This window comes from Clostridiales bacterium (assembly GCA_017569285.1).
Classification (GTDB): domain Bacteria; phylum Bacillota; class Clostridia; order Christensenellales; family Aristaeellaceae; genus Aristaeella.
In genome coordinates, this window is sequence record CP069419.1 from 822,493 (window position 1) to 840,603 (window position 18,111).

The window sequence follows — 18,111 nt, forward strand, 5'->3', positions numbered from 1 at the left end:
TGGAATCCGGATTCCTGCACCGGTCATTCTGCTTCCGCCAGCAGCGGAGTCACCTCTCCGCGGTGCCAGATATGCAGGCGGTGCAGCGGACGGGTCATCATCACATACAGGATCCGGCTGATCCATTCATCCTCGGGAAAGTTGACAGCGGACGCATCGCAGATGCCCACGCAGTCAAACTCCATTCCCTTTACCATTCCGGCGCTCAGGATCATCACCCCGCCGTGGTATTCCCGGTCATTTTCCGTCAGCAGCTTTGCACCCATTTCCGTGCCGATGGCTTTGTAAAGCTTCTTCGCCTGCTCCGCCGTCTTTTCAATCAGCGCGATACTGTGGAACCCTTCCTTTTTCCAGGCTTCCACCTGTTCCCGGATCATCGCGGAGCGTTCCTTTTCATTCCCGGTTCCTGTAATCACCGGCTTTTCTCCGTGCCGGAGCACCGGATGGGTCTCCCGGATACCTGGAATCGGATACCGCCCGGCAACGCGCTGTGCCAGGCTCATGATTTCCACCGTGTTGCGGTAGCTGACCGTCAGCTGCGTCAGCTCCGCCCGGCCGTGGAACACGGGCCCGGTCCACTCATCCCAGTCCCGAATGCCTTCATCAGCGCGGATTCCCTGGTACAGATCCCCCACCAGCGTGAATGTCGCCGCGGGGTTTGCCTGCCGCAGCAGTTCGATCTGCAGCGGGGAAAAGTCCTGGCACTCGTCGATCACGATATGCCGCATGGGTCTGGTTTTCAGGCCGAACACGGTCCGGCAGATGACCGCCAGCAGCGGCAGGTCCTCCTGCCGTACGCCGCCCTCTTCCGGAATCAGTTCATCCGCCCCGCAGGCATGCAGGAAGTCCACATAAACGCTCATGACGTCCAGCTTCGGGAATTTATCCCGGTAGCCGGCCATGTAGGTTTCCGCCCGTTCATCGATCTCCCGGTGCCGCAGGTCCCTAGCCGTATAAACCTCCCGGATCCGTTTCTGCCGTTCCGGGCTGTCCCGCATGGCGGATCGGAGCCGGCCCACCTGCTGTTCCGCCATATCGGTATAGCGTTCCTTCAGCATGGATACTGCGGACTGGACCCGTTTCCGGATGATTTTCTTCAGCTCGCTGAGCCGGATTTCCAGGGGATAATGCCGGAATTGCTTCAGGAAGATATCCTCCAGCTCCGCCCGTTCCATCAGCGTCACACCTGCCATCCGGAATCCGCCTTCCGGGATAATGCTGTACTGCAGCCTGTCCAGGTATTCCGTCAGCTGCTCCAGCATCCGCAGGGAGCCTTTCCGGCGGATCTGCCGCCCGGTGCGTTCCCGCTCCTCCGCGGTGGACCGCAGGTTCTTCTCCAGGCGGCCTTCCCGGTTCACGGCAGGCATCCGTTTGCCCATGCTCTCCCGGCACCAGCCTTCGAAGGTCGTCTGGACCACTCGTTCCACGCCGAGGTCCGGCAGCACCTGGGAAATATAGGAAAGGAACAGCGGGTTGGGCGCCAGGATCATCATGTTTTCCGGCTTCAGGGTCTCCCGGAATGCGTACAGCAGGTAGGCGATCCGGTGCAGTGCGATCGTAGTCTTCCCGCTTCCGGCAGCTCCCTGCACCAGCAGGTTATCGGAAAGCGGATACCGGATCACCACATTCTGTTCCGCCTGGATGGTGGTTACGATATCCCGGAGCCGGTCGGAAGAAATGCTGCCAAGTACGCCCTGCAGGTACGCCTCCTGCGAAACAATTCCGCTGTCAAACAGTCCTTCCAGTTCCCGGTCCCGTACGGTCAGCATCCGTTTCAGCGTCAGTTCGCCGCAAATCCGGCCGTCCGGGGCTTCGTAATCCATCGGCCCCACCTGTCCGGAATAGTACAGGTTGGCTGCCGGCGACCGCCAGTCCACCACCACCGGATCCAGCATCATCGGATTCAGCACACCCCACCGGCCCAGGTACCAGGTTTCGCTGCCGCTTCCTTCGGGAATGAAATCCAGCCGGGCAAAGAATGCCTGTCCGCGTGCCATGTTCAGCTGCCGCAGCCGGTCCAGCTGGCCCTGGAACAGCTGCATGGTAACCTCTTCCTGCTGGTCCGGATCCTCTTTCATCCGGACGTCCATCTCAACGCCGGCCTTGGCCCCGGTCAGGGCCTCCACTTCGCCGATTTCCCGTTCAATCGCGTCGCGTACCTGCTGAAGATGCAGATACTCCTCCTGCGCTGCCGGATGCTCCGGCAGTCTTGTCTGCTGCATATGCTTTCCTTCCTGCGGGGAACAGAAATAAGCCCCTGCCATTTATTCAATTCTCGCAGAGGCTTACAGATTCATTCTTGCAAGCGTGTGGATGTGCATCATACAGGATTCCTCCCGGTTTTGTCAATAACGATTTTTCCGCTTGCGCAGTCATCCTCATAGAAAGCCCGGCGTCCGGATATAATCCCCGTCTTGTGCATTCGGGAAAAACCCGTTATAATGCGGTCAGGAAAACGTTTGCACAACTTCACAGCCGGGAGGTTTTTTCAATGGGCAATTACCGGAATTTTAAGCTCGTTTACTATTTTGTGGCCCAGGGCACAGCCTGTGCCGCCGCCGAAAAACTGGAAAACGATATCTGCTTCTTCGAAAAATACATGCGCCCGGACAAGGTATACCTGGAACCCTTCCGCGGCGGAACCATGGCTTCGGAGGAACAGGTTTCCCTCTGCCGCAGCCTGTTTGAAAAGCACGGGATCGAGGTGGCCGGCGGCCTGACCACCACCGTCCCCACCCCGGAAGGCGATGAGCCGAAGCAGCGCCTGTTCGATACCTTCTGCTATAACGATCCGAAAATGCTGGCCGTCCTGCGGAAGGCCAGCGAGTATACCGGAAGGCTGTTCAATGAGTTCATCATCGATGACTTCTTCTTTACCAACTGCACCTGTGATGCCTGCCTGGCCGGGCGGGACGCATACAACGCCGCCCACGGGATTACAGACGGGAGCTGGCAGGCCTATCGTCTCAGCCTGATGGAAAAGGTCAGCCGGGAGGACGTGATCGCCCCGGCGAAAAAAGCCAACCCCGCCTGCCGGATCACCATCAAGTATCCGAACTGGGCGGAGAGCTACCAGGAAACCGGATACAATCCCGCCGCCCAGCGGAAGCTGTTCGATCAGGTCTATACCGGTACGGAAGCCCGGGATACCGTCACCACGGACCAGCACCTTCCCCGGTACCTGAGCTTCTCGCTCATGACCTATTTCGAGAACATGTGGCCGGGTCACAACGGCGGCGGCTGGTTTGATCCCTTCGACTTCCATATTATGGACCAGTACCTGGAGCAGGCATACCTGACTGCCTTCTCCAAGCCGCGGGAAATGATGCTCTTCTGCTTCCAGGCGCTCACCGACAGCCCGCTCGTTCCCGCCCTGGGCTGGCACCTGGATAAGCTGGACGCTGTGCTCGATTACTGCGGAAGTCCGGTCGGTACGGTCTGCTACCTTCCGGACAACAGCCAGGGCGAGGATAATATCCAGGATTTTCTCGGCATGTGCGGCCTGCCCGTTGTCTGCTCGCCTTACTGGCCGGAAGGTGCGGAAAGCATCCTGCTCACCCGTTCCTCCGCCTGTGATCCCGGTGTTGTGGATAAACTGGAAAAGTATGTGGCCGGAGGCGGAAAAGCGCTGGTCACCAGCGGCTTCCTGGAGGATACCATGGACCGCGGAATCCGGCGGATGACCTCCATCCGCCTCCCCGGCCGCCGTGTTCGCGGCCGGAATTACCGCATTGAAACCGCCAACCCCTTCTCACGGACGGAATACCCCCGCGGCCGGGAGGAAATCGGCATTCCGGTATGCGAATTCCGGAACAACGCCACCTGGGCGCTGGCCAAGGTGGCGGATACGGAGGAAAGCTTCGGTCTCCTCCTGCGGGATACATACGGCAAAGGGCAGATGCTGACCCTGGCGGTCCCGGACAGCTTCCCGGACCTGTACAAAATCCCGAAGTCCGTCCTCACGCGGATCCGCAGGGAGTTCCCGTCCCGCCGGGTATACCTGGAATGCGGCAGCGGCGTCAGCCTCTTCACCTATGACAATAATGCCTTCATCCTGTATCCGTACGTCACCTCGCAGGCCCAGCCCGGCGCCGTCCGCATCCACGTAAAGGGAGAAGCGGAAGCGCTGGAGCTCCCGCTCCGCAAGGATTTCCGCACCGGGAACCCCATGCGGATTCCGCCGCTCATGAAAAACAGTGCGGAAACCGTATTCGAAGTCCGCGCCAATCCCGGTGTATATGATCTTTTCCGGATTGTGTTACGATAATCTGGGAAAAGTCTTCCGGTTTTTGATTTGGAATTTCTTTTTCAGCCACACATTCTGCTGGGCAGTTTATCTGCTTTTCATTACTCTGTTCCCGGGAGAGCGGACTGACAGAGCCGAAAATGCCGTTCATCCGGTTTCATCGGAAGAATCCGGATTGTTACCTTTGCAATATGGAAGTGTCCCTGGCTTTTCAGCCGGATCAGCAGCTTCCGCAGCCAGGCCGTATCCCACTGGGTTTCCGGCAGCACGCTGCCGCTGACCCAGCCGGTAAATGCCGGTTCCCGGGCCGGCAGCCTTGCTGTATAGCGAAGCCCGCAAACTTGTACCTTACCGTAAAACCGCATATGCCCTTTGGAACGATGGTTGCTCATTTTCGTCCTCCGCATAACGGAAGCGCCCGGGAAAGCATGTATTCCCGGGCAGCGGTTTTATAAGATCAGATTGGGAAAACATTCCCGTATACTGTTTTTGCAGATTACATCAATTCCAGTTGTTCAAAGGCCTTGTAAAGCCCGTCTTCTTCCACAGCCGGACACACCAGGTCACTTTTCGCCTGCAGGGCCGGGCTTCCGTTGACCATACACACGGAACATCCGACGGTTTCAATCATCTCCAGGTCATTCATGCTGTCACCGAAACCGATTGTATCTGCAATATCCATACCGTAGTGTTCCGCAACAATCCGGACACCCTTTCCCTTGTCATACTTCCGGTTGATCAGCTCACCGTTCAGGCAGTGATGTGCCGCCACGTCCTGTACCACAAAATGATACTGCCTTTCCAGTGCGTCTCGTGCCGGCTGCAGCTGCTTTGCCTCACGGCACATGAATACGATCTTGTAGATCGGACTGCCGTCATATTCACTCATCGGGCGGATGTTCAGCTGGTTCGCAAGTGCTTTGCGCCATCGGACCAGTTCGCTGTTTTCTTCTCCTGCCTGAGCCAGGAAGTCCCCGAGTTCCTCATCGCCCCATGTGGCATCCCGGGCTTCAATTGTCCTGAAAACGCCGTTTTCCCCCAGCAGCCGCATACCGGTTTCAAATTCTTCCGGTTTCATCGGACAGTCAAACAGCACCTCATCATTGGTAAAAATATATCCGCCGGCTCCGGCTACAGCGCCGTCAAATCCAAGTGCCAGTACAGGAGCCAGCATCGCAGGATTCCGCCCTGTGCACAGAAATACCTTATGCCCTTTGGCCTGCGCGGCTTTCACGGCAATCATAGCGCTTTCCGGAGGATTGTTGTTTCCGGCAGGCGTCAGGGTTCCGTCAATGTCCAGAAAAATCAGCTTCCGCTTCATGGGCGTTTTCTCCTGTCTCAAAATCGGTGCAGGAGCCAGCAGAAGTCCCCGGCGTCCAGCCGGATCTCCCCGGCGTCGCTTTCCTCTCCGGTCATCAGGTTTGTATAGCTCTTCTCATCCCGAAGCCATATCTTCTGGGGTTCATCTGCAAAATTGAACAGGGCCAGCAGCTGTTCGCCGCGGTAATACCGTCCGATTCCGAACACGTGGTTGTTGTACGTCTCCAGGATCCATGTGTCCGCTCCCGGATCGAATACGGCCTGCTCCGCCCGGATCTGTTCCATCCGGCGGATTGCGGCAAAGATTTTTCCCTCCGGCGTGGTTTTCTTTGTCCGTTTTTTTGCCTTTTCCCAGTCCATGCTGCCCCGATGCAGGTATCGGCTGTCATCGGCCTTCAGGGGATCATCATGGTAGCTGTAATCATTTTCCATGGCAATCTCGTCGCCGCTGTACAGCACCGGTACCCCGCTGAGGGTGAACATGAAGGCATGTAGCATCCGGTCCAGGCGCAGTGCCTTGTCCAGCGCGTCTTTGTCATCATTCTGCCGGGCGGTCTCGATGCCGCACAGGGAAGCCGTTGTCCCGCACAGCCGGGCATCCCCCAGCCGTGGATCGTCGTTGTACAGCTCGCCCCTTGCCGGGCTCCCTTTCCATTTTCCGGTCAGGTAATCGTTCAGGAAACGCTTGTGCGGAATCTCTTCCTGGCAAAGCCCGTGGAGGAAATTATAGTCCAGTCCCCATCCGATATCGTCATGGCACCGCAGGTAATTCAGGAACACATACTCGCGGGGCAGGCAGAACACCTGGCGCACCTGGTGGGCCAGCAGCCGCACGTCCTTCGTCGCCACTGTATGCCACAGCGTCGCCATGGTCGTCACGTTGTACAGCAGGTGGCACTCCGGTTTCTCCACTGTACCGAAATACGGGGCCACTTTGCTGGGCTCCATCACCACTTCGCCGAGCAGCAGGGTTCCGGGGCACACAATCTCGCATACCATGCGCATCATCCGCACCAGGGTATGTACCTGGGGCAGGTTCCGGCAGGTCGTGCCCAGGGCCTTCCAGATATAGGGCACCGCGTCCAGGCGGATGATGTCCACCCCGTGGTTGCACAGGTTCAGCATGTTGTCCGTCATATCGTTGAATACCGTGGGATTGGCATAATTCAGGTCCCACTGGTATGGATAGAATGTCGTCATCACGATCTTCTCTGCTTCCGGGCACCAGCTGAAATTTCCCGGTGCCGTGGTGGGAAACACCTGTGGAACCGTCTGCTCAAAAGCATTCGGAATCGTCCAGTCGTCAAAGAAGAAGTACCGGTCCTGGTATTCCTTCTCACCTGCACGGGCGCGCCGTGCCCATTCATGGTCCTCGCTGGTATGGTTCATCACAAAATCCAGGCACACCGCGATGCCTTCCGCATGGCATGCATCCGTAAGGTCCGAAAGGTCCTCCATCGTGCCCAGCTCCGGCTGGACCTTCCGGAAATCGCTCACGGCGTATCCGCCGTCACTCCGCCCCTCCGGACTTTCCAGCAGCGGCATCAGATGAAGGTAGTTTACCCCGCAGTCGTTGATATATTTCAGTTTCTTCTTGATGCCCTTCAGGCTCCCGGCAAACGCATCCGTATACATCAGCATGCCCGTCAGATCATGTCCCTTGTACCAGTCCGGTTGCAGTTCCCGGGTGCGGTCCATTTCCTTCAGTTTCTCGGGCCGTTCCTCCCATAGCCGGTACATCATGTCGGTAAAGGCATCAAACGCCTGCCCGTTGCTGTGGTACAGCTCATAATAAAGCCATTTCAGCTCATCCTCATGACGGCTGAAACGCACTGCAAATTCACTTTTCCACTGGTTCTTCACGCAGGTCCCTCCTCCGGTTTCCGGCGGTACGGCATACCCGTCCTGTTTATGTCCCCTCTTCCGGTTGTTTTCAGCGATGTTTTGCCCTGTACGCTTTCCTTCTGTTCTGATTATACAGGATTGCCGGTGGATAAACAAGGCAAAAAAGCTCCCTTCGCCCGGCAGTTTTGCTGCCGTTGCGATGGGAGCTTTTTGTTTTATCTGTCGATCTTAATCTTTGAACAGCCTCGGCAGGAAGGAGCGGATGCACCGGCGCCATACGGTCCAGTCATGGCCGCCCGGGAAGGTTTCCCGCGTGATGTCCAGTCCTTTGCCCTCAAGGAACGCATCATCCTTGGCAAAGGCTTCCCAGTAGGTATCCTCTGTACCCATCGCCCGGTAGAACACCCGGAAGGTTTCATTGAACTTTGCCGGATCCTCCAGCAGCTTCAGGTGGGGTTGTTCCGCGTCGGTCGGCCACGGTGCCCGCAGGAATCCGCTAAACAGTCCGGCATAGCCGAACAGGTCCGGATTCGTCAGCGTCGTAATGCTGGTCTGGAAACTGCCCATACTCAGGCCGGCCATCGCGCGGTGCCACTTGTCAGTCAGCACGTTGTAGCGGCTTTCGATGAAGGGAATCAGGTCCTTCACCACAATCTGCGGGAACAGCATCCGGTCATTCGCGTCCTTGCCCCGGACCATGCCGTTGCCCATCACGATGATCATCTCTTCCATTTTGCCTTCCGCCAGCAGGCGGTCGGCAATGCGTCCCGCATGGCCCTGGTAGATCCATCCGGTTTCGTTCTCTCCGTATCCGTGCTGCAGGTACAGCACCGGGTATTTCTTCTGCGGATCATACTTCGGGGGTGTATACACCAGGCAGATTTCATGCTTTCCGGTTACGGAGGACTTCACGTAATACCGGGTCACCCCGCCGTGCTCCACGTCCTCCAGGTCGTCCCAACCCGCCATATCGGCCACCGGGACGTCCACAAAGTTCATCGGGCGGCAGCAGCCATATCCGATCGGAAGATAGGGGCACAGCACATCCGCGCCGTCCACCTTCAGGAAGAAATACAGGAATCCCGTACCGAGGTCAAACGTGCCTTCCCATGCGCCGTCGCCGGCCGGCTCCAGCGGGAAAACCGTCCCGAACCGGTCGATCACGACCTCCTTCGCGTCCTTCGCGATAATCCGGAAATGCACCTTTCCGTCCGGCAGGACTTCCGCGCCCTGTTCGCCGTCCCGGCTGGGCTCGCCGAAATAGGGATCAAAGGAAACGGTTACGTCCAAAGGCCACTGCTGTTTCATATGCTGTTCCTCCGCTGTTGTTTAATTAGTACGAACAACTTGTCTGAAAACAATATAGCGAAACCGGCCGTCCGTTGTCAATCGGCATTTATTGCGCCGTTTGGATCATATATTGCGCCCGGTCACAGGCCCTGCCTTTCCGGCTGCTATAGCGGAAATCCTTGTCAGGAAGATCAAAGATATGCTATGATTTGGAACAAAATCCGGCAGGGGTTTCACCGGTTGTGATCCGGGAGATAACCGCATTCTGCGACGGGAGGAAAACCATGGGAAGTGAATTCTGCAGGGCACTGGCGGAAAACGATACGGCCGCCCTCCTCGCCGCCCCGAAAAGCGATCTTCATAACCATTCAACCAAAGGCTGCCGGCCGGAGTGGCTTGCAAAACGGCTGAACCGGGAGATTCCCCGGCTTCACGGGGTGCTGGACGGCCTGGACGGAATGCAGCAGTGGTTCCGTTCCTCCGTAAAACCGTTCTGCGACGGATACGAATGCATGCTGATCCGCTGGGAAGGCGCGTTTGCGGAAGCCCGGCGCAACAATATCCAGCGGCTGGTTCTGAACTTCGGCGTCAATGAAGTGGACCAGGTCGGCGGGATCGAAACCTTCCGGGAAATCATCGAAGGGCTTCATCAGTCGTGCTGCCCCGATACGGTTTTTGAACCGGAACTCACCTATCCGTCTTCCTGCAATGTGGCGGATGAAACCGCGAAGCTGGGGCAGTATGCCTGCCTCAACTATTTCAAAGCTATCGATATCTGCGCGGGCGAGAACGTTCAGCCGCTGGAAGCCTTTGTCCCCCTTTACCGGAAGGCGGAGGAATTCGGGCTTGTCCGGAAAATGCATGTGGGAGAAACCGGCTCCGCAGGGGATGTCCGGAAGGCCGTTGAAATCCTGGGCCTCTCCGAGGTCCATCACGGAATCAACGCGGCGTCTTCCGGGGAGGTCATGCGTTTCCTGGCGGACAATCACATCCAGCTCAATGTCTGCCCGAGCAGCAACGTAAAGCTGGGATTTGTCCGGGATTACCGGACGCACCCGATCCGGATCCTGGTCGAAAACGGGGTTCCCGTAACGATCAACACGGATGATCTGCTGATATTTGACAGCACCGTCGAAAATGAATACCTGCTGCTGTACCGGGCCGGAACGCTGACTGCTGAACAGCTGGATGATATCCGGCTTCGCGGGCTGAACAGCTGCACCGCTCTGTAAGGACTTTCTGCGGAGGAATGGTTATGGATTATATTGTAGATGACAAAAGCCTGGATGTTTCCGCCTTTATTGTCTTTGTGAACCAGGTCTGGCCAGGCAGCTATGACCTGGGAAAAACCCGGGAGGCACTGTCCCGGACGCTGAATATCACCGCCCGGGACGGGGAAAAGCTGGTCGGATGCCTGCGGATCCTGACAGACGGCTATTTCTTCGGAACCATCACGGAGCTGCTCGTTCTTCCGGAATACCGCCGTCAGGGCGTGGGAAGCAGTCTTCTCCGCCTGGCAAAGGAACATACGCCGACCATGCTGTACTTTGGCTCCCAGCCGGGAGTGGAGACTTTTTATGAAAGGAACGGCTGCCAGAAAGGACTGCCGTCCTACGTCATCGCGAAGAAAAGGCAGTAACCGCCGTCTGTCTCCATAGGATCAGGATTGAGGGAGGATTGGAAATGGCATCACATCGGGAATACCTGGACTTCATCCTGGAACAGCTTTCCGGGCTGGATCATGTCACTTACCGCGCGATGATGGGCGAATTCATCATCTATTATCGCGGCAAAATCATCGGCGGCATCTATGATGACCGTTTCCTGGTCAAGCCGACAAAAGCCGCCATCGCCCGTATGCCGGACGCAGACAGGGAGATTCCATATGAAGGCGCGAAGGAAATGCTCCTGGTGGATAATGTGGATAACCGGGAATTCCTCATGAACCTGCTGGAAGCCATGGAGGCGGAACTCCCCACCCCGAAGGGCCGGAAGTAACTCCTGCCGTTGGCGGGAGCCGTCTGCCTCTGCTGTTTTCCCGTCCGGAATGCAGCAAAATGAAAAAAGAATATTTTTAAAAAAAGTGTATTGACTCTAACACTGTGTGAGGGATTATCCTGGTTGCGAGCTCAGGAAAACCATCCATGGAGGGAAAAACAAATGCTCAGGATCGGTGAATTTTCAAAATTATCCAGGGTAAGCATCAGGATGCTCCGGCACTACGACGATATCGGCCTGCTGAAGCCGGCGGAGATTGATCACCTCACCGGATATCGCTATTACCGGGAAGAACAGCTTTTTGTCATCAGCCGGATCACCGCGCTGAAGGACATGGGTTTTTCCCTGGCGGATATCGTGCGTCTCTTGGAAATCTACGACGACAGGGACAGGCTCGAGCCCTTCCTGGCTGCGCAGCAGAAGGAGCTGGCAGCCCAGGCCAGGGAAACGGAGTATAAACTGATGCTCCTGGAGTCAGCCCGGAAGAGGCTGAGGAAGGAGAACAGTATGGGTTTTGATGTAACAGTAAAGACAATTCCGGAAAGATACGCGGCGACCGTGCGCATGGTCATCCCCCGGTATGAGGATGAAGGCATGGCCTGGGGCATGATGGCTGAATGTAAACAGCCGCTGGTCCCCGCGGAACCCTGCTACGCCGTGGCGGAATTCCTGGATCCGGAATTTAAGGAAGAAAATGTGGAAATCATGGTATCGATGGCGGTGAAAGGCAAATACCAGGATACCGAGCATGTGAAGTTTCAGACGCTTCCGGCGGTCAAAGTCGCAAGCTGCGTCGTAAAGGGCAGCTACCAGCAGATGGGTGAAGCCTATGCGACAGCGGTTGCCTGGATCCGGGATAACGGTTATACCATCAGCGGACCGATGTTCAATATCTATCATGTCGGTCCGGCAGATACCCAAAACCCGGATGAATATGTCACGGAAGCATGTTTTCCGGTGGAATAACAAAACCGTACCGGCCGGGGAGCGGGAACGCTCCCCGGCCGGTTTTTCAATACCGCACGGTTAAATCCGGTTTCTGTGTGAAGCCTCCTCCGCATATATACTGCCGGGTATTTGCAATTCAATAAAAAGTATGATACAAAATCAGTAATACTGCCGTACGCATCGGGCAGGCGGCCGGGCTGTACGCACCTAAGCAGGAAGGAATATACCGTGAAGAACAATATCATCATTTCCGGCGTTCCGAGGGCCGGAAAGAGCACCGTTTCCCACCTGCTGGCAGCCAGGTACGGCTTCCAGCATGTCAGCATGGATTCCATCATTGCGGGCTTCGAAAAGTGCTTCCCCGAAACCGGTGTCAGCACTTACCAGGGATTGTCTTCCATGGATACCCTGCGCGTAATCAGCGGCAAAATGGCGCCCTTTGTCCGGGCCATGCTCGACAGCGGGGAATACGATGAGTTTGAGCCGGGGATGGTCCTGGATATGTACCAGCTTCTACCGGAGGATTATGACCGGTACCTTCGCGGTGCGAATTGCAATATCGCGTATTTCATCACTTCCGATGTCACGCCGGAAGAGCGCTTCGCGATCCAGAAGAAATATGACACGGAGAAGGATTATACCTTCTGGAAATCAGACGAAGAGCTCCGGGAAGGCGCGGAATATATCGTGGAGCAAAGCATCCTGATCCGGGAGCAATGTGAAAAGTACGGCCTGCCGTACTATGAAACCGCCCGGGACAGGGAAAAGGCATTTCAGCGTTTCCTGGAGGATTTCGGTTTCATCCCGGAGACCTGATCCGGACATGGAATGGAGTGGAGGACGAAAGAATGTCAAAGCAGAATGTGTACGATAACGATACCTTCTTTGAAAATTTCCTGAGCAGCCGGGGAAATAAGGTCAATTTCAATGACTGCATCGAAACGCCGATCCTGTTTTCAATGCTTCCACCCCTGGAGGGAAAAACAATCCTGGATATCGGCTGCGGAATGGGCCAGCATGCGAAGCAGTATGCCGGCATGGGTGCGAAATCTGTCCTGGGAATCGACATTTCCGCAAAGATGCTGGAATACGCCCGGGAGCATAACAGCGCGGAAAATATCGCTTACCGGCAGCTGGCCATGGAGGATATCGGGGAAATCGGCGAACAGTTTGACCTGATTACCAGTTCCCTGGTCTTTGACTATATTGAGGATTTTCCCGGGCTCATGCGGAAAATCCACACGCTGGTAAAGGCCGGGGCGGAATTCGTCTTCAGCATGTCCCATCCGATTGTAACGGCCTGGGATGGGGCTTATGACCGGTATACCCGCACGGAAACAGGGGAACGCCTGTACGCGAACCTCCGGAATTACTGCCTGGAAGGTCCCCGGAAGGTGGACTGGGTCGTCAATGGATATGAGTGCTACCACCGGACGGTCTCCAGCCTGATCAACGCGCTGATCGGTGCGGGATTCATCATTGAGGAGTGCCAGGAAGCCCATATTTCTGATGACATGCGGAAGCAGTATCCGGCATTGTTCGGCGGGACAATTCACCGGCCGGAGTTTATCTTCTTCCGTTGCCGGAAGCCGGCACAAACCGATAACGGCTGAAAAAGCAATTCAGTAAACAAAAGAGGTTGGAGAAATGAAACTGGAAAAAATGGATGATTTCTTTGCTGCCCGGGTGGACGGCTATGATGAACATATGAGAACCAATATTGAAGGCGCATCCGGCTTCTACGCCTATACGGCTTCCCTGCTGCCCCGGGCGGCTGGCAGCCGGGTCCTGGACCTGGGCTGCGGCACCGGCCTGGAACTGGAAGAATACTTCCGTCTCTGCCCGGATGCTGCCGTAACCGGGATCGATCTGTCGGATGCGATGCTGCAGGCCCTGAAAGCCAAGCTGGGAAACAGGAACATCCGCCTCATCAACGCTTCCTACTTTGACGAGCCCCTGGGCGAAAAAGCGTTTGATGCCGCCGTTTCCGTGGAATCCCTGCATCATTTCCCGGCGGAGAAGAAGGAGCAGTTATACACGAAACTGCATGCCGCCCTGGAGGAAAACGGATGTTTTGTCCTGACCGATTACTTTGCCGAATCCGAAGACCTGGAAAAGGAATACTTCCGGAACCTGGCACAGCTGAAGCAGGAACAGGGCCTGCCGGACGATGTGTTTTTCCATTATGACACGCCGCTGACCGTTGAACATGAAATGGATGTGCTGCGAAGGGCCGGTTTCCGGGATGTCCGCATTATGCAGCAATGGGGCGAAAGCACCTATACGGTTCTTGCATCTGTATAAAGGCCGGATGAATACACGAAACAAAGAAAGGAATAATCACTGCATGGACACTTTCTCTGATGCGCTGCTCAGCCCGGAAACCAGCCGGATTCCGGCTGAATACGACTGGTTCGCTCCCCTGCTCGGAGACTGGGACTGCGATTACTATGATGAACTGTTTGATAATAAAAAGCGCCACGTCAAGGGTGAATGGATCTTCCGCCGCGTCCTGGACGGAACCGGCGTACAGGATATCTTTATCTTCCCTTCCCGGAGCACCCGGGAAGCCAGTCCGCAGCCGGACGGGGAATATGGATCCTCCCTGCGCATGTTCAACCGGGATCAGCAATGCTATGATGTGGTATACACCTGTGCGGGAACCATGAAAAGGCTTTGCTTCCGTAAGGAAGAAAACCGCCTGGTCGGTAAAGTCCTGGATGAGGAAGCCACCTTCTGGATCTTTTCCGATATGACCGGAAGCAGCTTCCATTGGGAATATGTGATGCTGAATCCGGACGGATCCCGCACCCTGGTCTGTGAAATCTTCGGAAAGCGGATCTGAGTTGCACCGATGCGAAAGAAACTGACAGGCGGATACAGAGCCGCAGCGATGTGGATTGGCCCGGAATGATCAGGTGACCATGTTTAGCATTGACTAACCGCGAACAGTCTTCGTACAATGGGTCCTGTTCCATGGGGGAGTAGCAAGCGTGAAACGCAGCAAGTCAACACACTGGCATTCAGCCTGGCTTGCTTTAATATGCGAGACTCATGTATAACTGCGAAGCTATACATGAAGTGTCCGGAAAAAGATCGTGTGTGGTTTCGTCATACCCGATCTTTTTTGTTAAGGGGGAAATGCCATGTCCTTCAATCTTCTCTTTTTCCTGAACAGCGTTCTGTTCGGAGTCGGCCTGGCAATGGATGCCTTTTCCGTTTCACTCGCCAATGGACTGCACAATCCGCACATGCACACCTCCCGCAGGCTGATTATTGCGGGAACCTTCGGTTGCTTTCAGACGCTGATGCCATTGCTGGGCTGGATATGCATCCATACCATTGCCGAAGAATTCCAGTCTTTCCAGCGTTTCATTCCATGGATTGCGCTCATTCTGCTGGTATTCATCGGGGTCAAGATGATCCGCGAGGGGCTTCAGGAGAAGAGCGAAAATGAATCCCTGCAGGGCGGCGCGCTGTTCATCCAGGGAATTGCCACCTCCATTGACGCGCTCTCGGTAGGCTTTACCATTGCTGAATATGACCTGGTTTTTGCTGTGGTTGAATCCGTGATCATCGGGGTTGTCACCTTCGGGCTTTGCGTGGCAGGCATCGCTTTGGGCGGACGCATCGGAACCAGGATTTCTGGAAAAGCCGATATCCTGGGTGGAATCATCCTGATCCTGATCGGAATCGAGATCTTCGTAACCGGAATAATCTGATTTTCCCTGATGCTTCCTGGGTATCACCGGAAACAGCTTCCATTGAAAACACCGGACTGATCCGGCGGACTGATAATTCCGGCCCGGTCATTCGCGGCAAAACACTGAAATACCCATCCCACTGCAGGAACGAATGATCCGATAATGAAAATCGTAATGTTAGCGGACCTCCACGGCAATATGGTTGCCACAGAGGCTATGGAAAAGGAACTGGACCGGATTCAGCCGGATGACGTCTGGTTCCTGGGGGATGCCGTCGGAAAAGGCCCGGACAGCGATCTGACCTGCGACTGGGCCAGGGAGCATTGTTCCCACTGGATTGCCGGAAACTGGGATCGTGTCCTGCGGCAGCAGCCGGATTACAATGCGTTCTTTATCCGGCAGATCGGCGAGGAACGGCTTGCATGGCTGGATTCCCTTCCCCTGGAGGATGAACTGGAAATCAGCGGGGTCCGCTTCCGCCTGGTTCACGGACGCTTCCTCGATCCCATGTACACAAGCGAGGATCCGGATGACAAGCTCCGGGAAGGGTTCCGTTTCCATGACGGAAGGCCGGAAGCCAGCGGCCTGATCTGTGCGGACAGCTATGCGCCCTTTATCCGTCCGCTGATCGGCGGATACGCGCTGAACACCGGAAGTGTCGGAAACAACCTCGGTATCGCCCGCGCCCACGCGCTGCTCCTGGAGGGAGAGCCGGGGCCTGCCCCGCTGAAAATGACCATCCTGGCTGTTCCGTATGATAATCACAGGGCCGCCGAACGGGCCAGGCTTTTCCCTGACCTTCCCCGGCAGGAAGCCTACCTGAAAGAGATTACAGCTCCGGTATTCCTCAGATAAAAACGCATATTGATCCGCTTGCCGGTATAACCACAGCACCCGCAGGGCATTGCCCTGCGGGTGCTGTTTTTCCGGCTTGGTCCCGTCTCCGGTTTCCTGTTTATTTCTCCAGGGTCAGGTTGTGGGTTCCGTCGCCGTCGGTCATGGACAGGATAATCTTTTCCGGAATGCTGTCCACGGAGATCAGGCCCATCATGGAAACCTTCGGCCATTCATCTACATTGACATCATAGCTCAGGTTCAGGCCCCAGGCATATCGGTTACCGTCTGCATCCAGCCAATCCGGGACATCAAAATCATCCGGATCCGCACCTTCAGCGGCCGTAAAATCAGTGAAGAGGTACAGTCCTGCAGGGGTCAGCTCACCCCATGCGGCGTCCAGGGTCATCCCATAGGCGGTATATGGCTCAGATAACTTCCAGTTCACCGTGTCCGTTGCCTGCGCGACCCGGACCGGAATGACCGGACGCTCAATGATCACTTCATCCTTCTCCTCCCCGGTTTCCAGGTCAATCTCTGCCACCCGCAGGAAAAACTGCATCGGAAGTTCCTCTCCCGCTGCATTGCTGTCGAGCATCTGCATGCTGTAATCCACAAAGCAGCCGTTCTCGTCATAGAGTACGTCTTCCATTCCCTCGCCGCCGCAGTACTGCTCGTCCAGGTTCAGGATTCCCCGCATGATGTACAGCGGGCAGTGAAGCTCCTTCGCGGCTTCAATCCAGCTCAGGGACGGATCCACGCCCAGGCGTTTCGCGTAATCCTTCCCGTTCTGCCCGTTTGCCTGGATGGATTCTTCCTGCTCGCCGCTCATGGTCATCAGGGCAAGGCTTCCGTCCGTCATCGTGACCTGGACGGACGCCATGGCGGTATGCCGGTCGGCAAAGCGCTGCTGCACCTTGAATGTCGCGGGGCCGACAGTAAATGTTTCCTCACTGGCCGACTCCAGGATTTCCTGGGCAGCCTGGGGCACCCGGGTGCTTCCGTAGAAAGCAGTAAAGAAATCGTTCCATCCCAGGATCTGTCCCGCAGCCATGGCGATGGCTGCGGTGGCGATGATGATACATGCGGCGATGAGTATGGTTCTGACCGTTATACGTTTCACGGGTTCTTCCTCCTTCACGGAGCGGGCGGCTGTCATCAGCGCATTGCGGCATTCGTCCGGCATAGCCGGAAAAGCATCCCGCAGGTTCAGGCTGTCAAAATCGCGCTTCATTCCGCTTTCAGCTCCTTTCTCAATTCAGCTTTTCCCCGGCTGATCCGTCCCCGGAGGGTGGCCGTCGGGATCTGCAGCACGTCTGCTGCTTCCTCATAGCTCATCCCTTCTGAATAGCAAAGCACAAGCGGCAGCCGCAGCTTTTCCGGAAGGGCTTCCAGTGCCATAGCCAGGTCGGGATCGGGGACAGAGGTTTGCGTCCGGGCAGGAATGTTTTCAGCCGGAACAATACGGTGGCGTTTCTTTTGCGCGTCATAGCACGCGTTAATCAGGATACGGGTTATCCAGGTGCGGAAAAATTTTTCTTCCCGAAGCCTGTCCCGTTTCTCCCATGCTTTGAGGACCGCATCCTGCAATGCGTCCTGCACGTCAGCGTGGTTCCGCAGGATCGACCAGGCTACCCGGTACATCATGTCCGAGCAGGCTTCGATCTCTGCCGTGAAAAAGTTCCTGTCCAAGGCTTTAACCTCCTGTTTGGTAGCGCTACACCTATTAGACGGTTCAGAACATGTAATCATCATGCGCATGGAAATAATTTTTCTGCATGGTGTCCGGTATTCCCTGTTTGAATGCCCGGTCCCCGGCCGCGATGCTTTCCCTTTTCAGTTCTGTCCGCCCCGCAGCAGTAAAGATCCACCGGCATAGCCGGTGGCTTTTCTTATGCGGCCATAGGCCTAGAATACTAGCCCGCG

The 18,111-nt window shown here is 56.1% G+C and carries 18 protein-coding genes; 11 read left to right on the top strand and 7 right to left on the bottom strand.

Annotated features, from left to right (window positions below):
- Nucleotides 1–23: 23 nt before the first annotated feature.
- Entirely contained in the window at nt 24–2,222 is a 2,199-nt protein-coding gene (locus JNO48_03565) for an AAA family ATPase (GenBank protein ID QTE69001.1), read from the bottom strand.
- A gap of 269 nt (nt 2,223–2,491) precedes the next feature.
- Here JNO48_03565 and JNO48_03570 point away from each other — a divergent pair, with 269 nt between their 5' ends.
- Complete coding sequence (locus tag JNO48_03570; protein ID QTE69002.1) at nt 2,492–4,267, top strand: hypothetical protein; 1,776 nt, start codon at nt 2,492–2,494, stop codon at nt 4,265–4,267.
- An 80-nt stretch (nt 4,268–4,347) separates the two neighbouring features.
- Here JNO48_03570 and JNO48_03575 read toward each other — a convergent pair whose 3' ends face one another.
- The 4 genes from JNO48_03575 to JNO48_03590 form a co-directional block, all read right to left on the bottom strand.
- Nucleotides 4,348–4,638 carry a hypothetical protein gene (locus tag JNO48_03575; protein QTE69003.1) on the bottom strand — a complete coding sequence of 97 codons (291 nt, stop codon included), beginning with the start codon at nt 4,636–4,638 and terminating at the stop codon, nt 4,348–4,350.
- A 104-nt stretch (nt 4,639–4,742) separates the two neighbouring features.
- Entirely contained in the window at nt 4,743–5,567 is an 825-nt protein-coding gene (locus tag JNO48_03580; protein ID QTE69004.1) for an HAD family phosphatase, read from the bottom strand.
- A gap of 17 nt (nt 5,568–5,584) precedes the next feature.
- Nucleotides 5,585–7,309: an alpha-amylase family protein gene (locus tag JNO48_03585; protein ID QTE69671.1), complete on the bottom strand. Its 1,725-nt coding sequence runs from the start codon at nt 7,307–7,309 to the stop codon at nt 5,585–5,587.
- A gap of 330 nt (nt 7,310–7,639) precedes the next feature.
- The gene (locus tag JNO48_03590) at nt 7,640–8,719 is read right to left on the bottom strand and encodes an enterochelin esterase (GenBank protein ID QTE69005.1); all 1,080 of its coding nucleotides are present in this window, start codon (nt 8,717–8,719) and stop codon (nt 7,640–7,642) included.
- Between the two features lie 266 nt (nt 8,720–8,985).
- Between JNO48_03590 and JNO48_03595 the strand changes: the two genes are divergently transcribed.
- From JNO48_03595 to JNO48_03640, 10 genes are all read left to right on the top strand, one after another.
- Entirely contained in the window at nt 8,986–9,933 is a 948-nt protein-coding gene (locus tag JNO48_03595; protein ID QTE69006.1) for an adenosine deaminase, read from the top strand.
- Between the two features lie 23 nt (nt 9,934–9,956).
- Entirely contained in the window at nt 9,957–10,340 is a 384-nt protein-coding gene (locus JNO48_03600) for a GNAT family N-acetyltransferase (protein ID QTE69007.1), read from the top strand.
- A 44-nt stretch (nt 10,341–10,384) separates the two neighbouring features.
- Nucleotides 10,385–10,699, top strand: a complete 315-nt coding sequence (locus tag JNO48_03605; GenBank protein ID QTE69008.1) for a TfoX/Sxy family protein — start codon at nt 10,385–10,387, stop codon at nt 10,697–10,699.
- Nucleotides 10,700–10,861: 162 nt separating this feature from the next.
- The gene (locus JNO48_03610) at nt 10,862–11,665 is read left to right on the top strand and encodes a MerR family transcriptional regulator (protein QTE69009.1); all 804 of its coding nucleotides are present in this window, start codon (nt 10,862–10,864) and stop codon (nt 11,663–11,665) included.
- A 210-nt stretch (nt 11,666–11,875) separates the two neighbouring features.
- Nucleotides 11,876–12,463: a hypothetical protein gene (locus JNO48_03615; protein QTE69010.1), complete on the top strand. Its 588-nt coding sequence runs from the start codon at nt 11,876–11,878 to the stop codon at nt 12,461–12,463.
- A 32-nt stretch (nt 12,464–12,495) separates the two neighbouring features.
- Nucleotides 12,496–13,260, top strand: a complete 765-nt coding sequence (locus tag JNO48_03620; GenBank protein QTE69011.1) for a class I SAM-dependent methyltransferase — start codon at nt 12,496–12,498, stop codon at nt 13,258–13,260.
- Nucleotides 13,261–13,294: 34 nt separating this feature from the next.
- Nucleotides 13,295–13,951, top strand: a complete 657-nt coding sequence (locus JNO48_03625; protein QTE69012.1) for a class I SAM-dependent methyltransferase — start codon at nt 13,295–13,297, stop codon at nt 13,949–13,951.
- A gap of 43 nt (nt 13,952–13,994) precedes the next feature.
- Nucleotides 13,995–14,492, top strand: a complete 498-nt coding sequence (locus JNO48_03630) for a hypothetical protein (protein QTE69013.1) — start codon at nt 13,995–13,997, stop codon at nt 14,490–14,492.
- Nucleotides 14,493–14,793: 301 nt separating this feature from the next.
- Nucleotides 14,794–15,369, top strand: coding sequence for a manganese efflux pump (locus JNO48_03635; protein QTE69014.1), 576 nt, complete (start codon nt 14,794–14,796; stop codon nt 15,367–15,369).
- A gap of 144 nt (nt 15,370–15,513) precedes the next feature.
- Nucleotides 15,514–16,206, top strand: a complete 693-nt coding sequence (locus JNO48_03640; GenBank protein ID QTE69015.1) for a metallophosphoesterase family protein — start codon at nt 15,514–15,516, stop codon at nt 16,204–16,206.
- 100 nt (nt 16,207–16,306) lie between these two features.
- On the opposite strand, the gene JNO48_03645 is transcribed toward JNO48_03640, so the two are convergent.
- The gene (locus JNO48_03645; protein QTE69016.1) at nt 16,307–17,419 is read right to left on the bottom strand and encodes a hypothetical protein; all 1,113 of its coding nucleotides are present in this window, start codon (nt 17,417–17,419) and stop codon (nt 16,307–16,309) included.
- Entirely contained in the window at nt 17,416–17,877 is a 462-nt protein-coding gene (locus tag JNO48_03650) for a sigma-70 family RNA polymerase sigma factor (GenBank protein QTE69017.1), read from the bottom strand. Before JNO48_03650 ends, JNO48_03645 begins: the two co-directional genes overlap by 4 nt.
- Between the last annotated feature and the right edge of the window lie 234 nt (nt 17,878–18,111).